The sequence below is a fragment of the Pirellulales bacterium genome (assembly GCA_035533075.1).
Classification (GTDB): domain Bacteria; phylum Planctomycetota; class Planctomycetia; order Pirellulales; family JAICIG01; genus DASSFG01.
Map to the genome: position 1 here is coordinate 1 of DATLUO010000225.1, position 5,217 is coordinate 5,217.

Here is a 5,217-nt window from a genome sequence, read left to right on the forward strand (position 1 = left end):
CTAGTTCTTGAATAGGAGTGCCAGAAGCTCACTGGCGAGTCGCCCGGCATCCGAGGATCATTGCACTTCACAAATGATAACGCTTAGGCCGTCATTATTCATCGCCGCGTTGCTCGGAGTCCGGATCCTGCAGCAAGGCCCGCAAACGCCGCACGGCGCGCAAGTAACGCATTCCGGCCGCCGGCTCGGTCAGCCCCAACGCTTGGGCCGTCTCCTGGTTCGAGAGCTGCTCGAAGTGCCTGAGCAAGATGACTTCGCGGTCGTTCTCTTCGAGTTCTTCCAGCGCGGCCTGAAAGCGGCGCTCCAGCTCGTGTCGCGTGGCGGCCGCGGCGGGCGTCAGTTCGCGGTCGCAAAGCTGGGCGGCCAGGTCCATCGTCGAATGGTCGAGCGTTCCCCGTGCGGCCAACGGCTGCTCCCGGTCGAGACTACGCCGGGCGGCCACCCGGTGCCGGCGGTGGGCGTCGATCAGCCGGTCACGGGCAATCTGGTGCAGCCAGAGCCGGAACGGCAACTGCGGGTCGTTGAGATAGTCGGGCAGGCGCCGGTTGGCCTCAATCAGCGCGTCTTGCACGATGTCACTGGCGTCGACTCGCTGCTGCAAGGCCCGGTCCATCCGCAAAGCCACCATGCGGCGCAAGGCATCGCGATGCCGGTCGAGCAACTCGTTGATCGCCTCGCGCTGGCCCGCTCGGGCCTGCGATAAAAGCTCCTGCGTTTGTTCGGCGTCGGGCCACATGAGGGTTCGGGGTCCAGGATTCAGGGTTCATACAACAGCGGAAAAAAGGTTCCCTCCATTCGTTGGCCGGCGGGCACGGGAGGCACGCCTTCGAGCATCGGGTCGTTCGACGCGGAACGCACTCCGTCGCGAAAAACGTTGATCACGGCCGCCCGGCGCGGCCCGTCGGTGCGGTTCTCGTACGAGCCGTGGACCATCAGCGGATGATGGAACGACGCTTCTCCACGCTTCAGCTCGATGGCCACGGGCTTGAACGCCGCCCGCTGCTCGTCGCTAAGCACGCTTTGGATGGCGTCCATGTCGCCGGCGAGGCCCGTGACAGGAAGCAAGTCCCAGCGATGGCTGCCCGGCACGTATTGCAGACAACCATTGTCGGGCGTGGCGTCGTCGAGAGCGATCCAGCAGGTAAGGTGGGCCATCGGCTGGGTGCGCGTCCAGTACGAATAGTCCTGGTGCCAGGCCACCACGCCGCCATGCCGGGCCGGTTTGCAAAACAACTGGTCGTGCCAGAACCGCACCGCACCGTCCAGAAGCTGCGAGGCGGGTACGGTAAAGGCCGGGTTCCAGAGAATGTCGTGGAAGCCAGGGGCGATTCGCCAGGCGCCCAAGGCGTGAAACAGCACGCGGCTCTGATCGGCCGATTCGTTGGAATGAAACTCGTAGAACAGGTGGTTCGCCGGGTGGTTCGGGTCGGCCAGCTCATACAGCTCGTCGCGCAGACGGCCGACTTGTTCGTCGTCGAGTAACCTCACGCGCGAGACATAACCGTCGCGATGGTATTGAGCGACTTGTTCGTCCGTCAGCCGGTATTCCCGCCACTCGGCCGCGGTCCTCGGCCAACGAATCAGATCGCTGACGAGCTCGTGGCGCAGGCTCAAGTCGGCGGTCGCAGTAGAGGTCTGGTCGTTCGTCATTAAGTCGTTCGTCATTAAGTCATTCGTGTTTTGGCAGCGTCCGTCGGCAACCCAAAGCCAAGGCCTATCGCCCACCGCCTCAAATTATAGTCGTGCCCCCCGTTGCCTTGCGAGCGGCCATCTGGCACCATTGAGCGTTGAATTGGACCAAACGAATGCCCCAAATCGCCGTGGAGGCCCATCCGCATGCCCGCTTTTGCCGACGTCAAAAAGATCCCCTTCGAAGGCCCCAAAAGCAAGAACCCGCTGGCGTTCCACCACTATAATCCCGACGAGGTGGTGGAAGGCAAGCCGATGAAAGACCACTTGCGCTTCAGCGTGGCTTATTGGCACACGTTCCGCGGCACGGGCAGCGATCCCTTCGGCCCCGGCACCATGCACCGTCCCTGGGAAGCCGCCAGCGACTCCGTCGAGAACGCCCAGAACCGTGCCCGCGTGGCCTTCGAGTTCATGGAAAAACTCGGCGCCGGCTTCTACTGTTTTCACGACCGCGACGTCGCTCCCGAAGGCCGCTCGCTGGCGGAATCGAACAAGAATCTCGACGCGGTGGTGAAGACGCTCAAAGAGGAGCAGCAGCGAAGCGGCATCAAGCTGCTGTGGGGCACGGCCAACCTGTTCAGCAACCCGCGCTACATGCACGGCGCGGCCACGAGCAGCAACGCCGACGCCTTCGCCTACGCGGCGGCCCAGGTGAAGAAAGCGATTGAGGTCACCAAGGAGCTCGGCGGCGCCAACTATGTGTTCTGGGGCGGCCGCGAAGGATATCAGAACCTGTGGAACACCGACATGAAGCGGGAGTTGGACCATCTTGCCCGCTTCATGCACATGGCGGTCGATTACGCCAAGCAAATCGGCTTCACCGGGCAATTCCTCTTCGAGCCGAAGCCGAAGGAGCCGACCAAGCACCAGTACGACTTCGACGCGGCGGCCTGCATCAACTTCCTCCGCGGCTACGATCTGGCCGACCACGTGAAGCTGAACATCGAGACCAACCACGCCACGCTGGCCGGCCACACCATGCACCACGAGTTGGAGTACGCCGGCCACCAGGGCTTTTTGGGTTCGATCGACGCCAACACGGGCGACCTGCTGCTGGGCTGGGACACCGACCAGTTCCCCACCGATATTTATTTGACCACGCAGTGCATGCTGAGCATTTTGAAGTACGGCGGCCTGACGCCGGGCGGGGTGAACTTCGACGCTAAGGTGCGTCGCGAGAGCTTTGAGCCGATCGACCTGTTCTATGCACACATCGGCGGCATGGACGCCTTTGCACGTGGGTTGAAGATCGCCGCCGCGATTCGGGCCGACGGCCGGCTCGAAAAGCTGCTCAAGGAGCGATACGCCTCGTGGGATTCGGGCGTGGGCGCCGAGATCGAGTCCGGCAAGCACGGCTTTGCCTCGCTGGAAAAGTTCATGCTCGACAAGGGCGAGATCACGCCCAACAAGAGCGGCCGGCAGGAGATGCTTGAGAACTTGATTAACTTCTACCTATAGGGCGACCCGTTTGCCGATTGGTCTGGTCTGCCTGCTGAACCATGTCGTCTGCAAGGCTATACTAAAAGAATGGTAGACCTTTGCCGCAGTCCGAACGTTCGACGATGCCACCCTCGAAACCCATCGTTACGATTGTTGAACGGGACGGAGATGTGGTTGAGATTGTAGCTTCCGGTGCGAGCACAGTCACTGCGATCGCCGAAATGGAACTGACTGGCGACACGCTGACGTTGCGTGGTATGCACGTAGACGGCGCAGGCAGAGGCAGCAGCAGTCTTGGTGAACTGCGGGAAATGGTACGAGAATTAGGACGACAGCAGGGTGCAAAAGAAGTGGTGATTCTCGGTGGCATGCGCACCACCGGTGCAAATCCGGGAAAACTTCCACGCCCGATTAAAATAAGAATTGAGTGATCCAATGAGACGTGTTGTGTTGCATAACTGGAAACCCGGATTTAGCAAAATAGGCTTGAACCATCTACTGCGTGAACGCGCCGGCTTCACGCTCTCAGGCGCGAAATCAACGGTCGATAGCCTGCTCGAAGGCAAAGAAGTCCTGCTGGAACTAGACGATGATGTAGCCGACGACTTCCTCGACGATATCAGGCAACTTGGTGTCGAGGCCCAGGTCGTTGACCGCGTCGCTTGACATGCCTTTCGACCGCCTCCTCGATCCCGACTTGCCGGCGCCGCTGATGTGGTTCGTGCTGGCGTGGCTGTTCGCGGTGGGGGCCTGCATCGGCAGCTTCATGAACGTGGTCATCTACCGGCTGCCGGCCGGGCTGAGCTTGCTGCATCCGCCGTCGCGGTGCCCGGACTGCGAAACGCCGATCCGTGCGACCGACAACGTGCCGATCTTTGGCTGGCTCTGGCTGCGGGGACGTTGCCGGCATTGCCAGGCTCGTATCTCGCCGCGATACCCGGCCGTCGAATTGCTGGTAGCCGTCGTATTTGCGGGCCTGGCCTGGGCTGAGCCGCTGTCGCGCCTCAACTTGCCTTCGTCGGCTGCCGAATTGACGATGGGCCAGCTTTGGGGACTCTATGCTTATCATCTGTTGCTGCTATGCAGCCTGATTTGCGCGGCGTTTATCGAATTCGACCGACACGCCTTGCCGATGCGGCTGGCCATTCCTGTGCTGATCGTCGGACTGACGGCGCCGGTCAACTGGCCGAATCTCAGGCCAAGCGCGACGGTTTTCGTCAGTTCGCCGGCTTTGAATGCGCTTGTGGACGGCGGTGTCGGCGCATTGGCGGGGGCCGCGCTGGGCTATGCCATCGGCTGGTCAAGTCGTCTTTCGCTCCCCGAAAGAATGCCTTTTCGCGGAGCTACAGGCGACAATAATTCGGCGATAGCGCTCGCTTGGGTCGGCGCATTTCTCGGCTGGCAAGCGGTCGTCGCCGTCGCAACCGCGACGCTGGTGAGCGGCGTCGTGGTCGTTCTTATCGGCCGAATCGTACCGACTTTCCGCAGCGCGGGATGGACGACCTCGATCGCCGTTTGGTGCCCAGTGTGGATGTTGGCGTCAAAGTGCGTTCTGCGTTGACGGGTCGCCACGAACTACCACACGATCTGCTCGAACAAGGCGCGAAGGCGCCTTCCGCGAGCCGGGTTCAGCATCTTGGCGTAAGCGACCGATCCGGCCAGATGCGCTCGGAAGTCGGCATGGCCGTCTCGATTCTCCGCGTCGGGGCCATTCTGAATGCAGTTGTGCAAGATCGCCTTAAGCCGATCGTACTTGGTCCGCGCGAGGTTCGGATGTCGGTTCACGACGACGCCCGCAAGGTGCTGCCGAGCACCGGCGCGCATGATCCGCGTCTTGCGAGGGCGTACGGCAAAGCCTTCATCCGAGGCGATGGCCGCGACTTGAACGTGAAACCGCCGCGAGGCGCGTGCCAGCTCGTGGCCGCCCGAAAAAGCCAGGTCGTCGGCATAACGAGTGTAGTTCGCTTCCATTGAAGCGGCCAGCGCGGTTAAGCGGCAATCGAGCCGATAGGCGGCCAGGTTCGCCAGGGCGGGCGACGTCGGAGCGCCCTGAGGCAGGTGCGGCCGGCCGTAAAACGCTTCCAGCCG

Annotated in this window: 7 protein-coding genes; 4 read left to right on the top strand and 3 right to left on the bottom strand. The window is 62.0% G+C overall.

Annotation, left to right across the window (positions count from 1 at the left end):
* Positions 1–94: 94 nt before the first annotated feature.
* The gene (locus VNH11_28715) at positions 95–736 is read right to left on the bottom strand and encodes a sigma-70 family RNA polymerase sigma factor (protein ID HVA50371.1); all 642 of its coding nucleotides are present in this window, start codon (positions 734–736) and stop codon (positions 95–97) included.
* 20 nt (positions 737–756) lie between these two features.
* Positions 757–1,665 (bottom strand): phytanoyl-CoA dioxygenase family protein, encoded by a 909-nt coding sequence (locus tag VNH11_28720; protein ID HVA50372.1) that lies wholly within the window; start codon positions 1,663–1,665, stop codon positions 757–759.
* 171 nt (positions 1,666–1,836) lie between these two features.
* Between VNH11_28720 and xylA the strand changes: the two genes are divergently transcribed.
* From xylA to VNH11_28740, 4 genes are all read left to right on the top strand, one after another.
* Positions 1,837–3,147: a xylose isomerase gene (xylA, locus tag VNH11_28725; GenBank protein HVA50373.1), complete on the top strand. Its 1,311-nt coding sequence runs from the start codon at positions 1,837–1,839 to the stop codon at positions 3,145–3,147.
* A 104-nt stretch (positions 3,148–3,251) separates the two neighbouring features.
* Complete coding sequence (locus VNH11_28730) at positions 3,252–3,560, top strand: hypothetical protein (GenBank protein ID HVA50374.1); 309 nt, start codon at positions 3,252–3,254, stop codon at positions 3,558–3,560.
* Positions 3,561–3,564: 4 nt separating this feature from the next.
* On the top strand, positions 3,565–3,795 hold the full coding sequence (locus tag VNH11_28735) for a hypothetical protein (GenBank protein HVA50375.1): 231 nt from the start codon (positions 3,565–3,567) through the stop codon (positions 3,793–3,795).
* Between the two features lies 1 nt (position 3,796).
* Complete coding sequence (locus tag VNH11_28740; GenBank protein HVA50376.1) at positions 3,797–4,690, top strand: prepilin peptidase; 894 nt, start codon at positions 3,797–3,799, stop codon at positions 4,688–4,690.
* A 14-nt stretch (positions 4,691–4,704) separates the two neighbouring features.
* On the opposite strand, the gene VNH11_28745 is transcribed toward VNH11_28740, so the two are convergent.
* A partial coding sequence (locus tag VNH11_28745; protein HVA50377.1) for a reverse transcriptase family protein occupies positions 4,705–5,217 on the bottom strand: 513 nt, incomplete at its 5' end.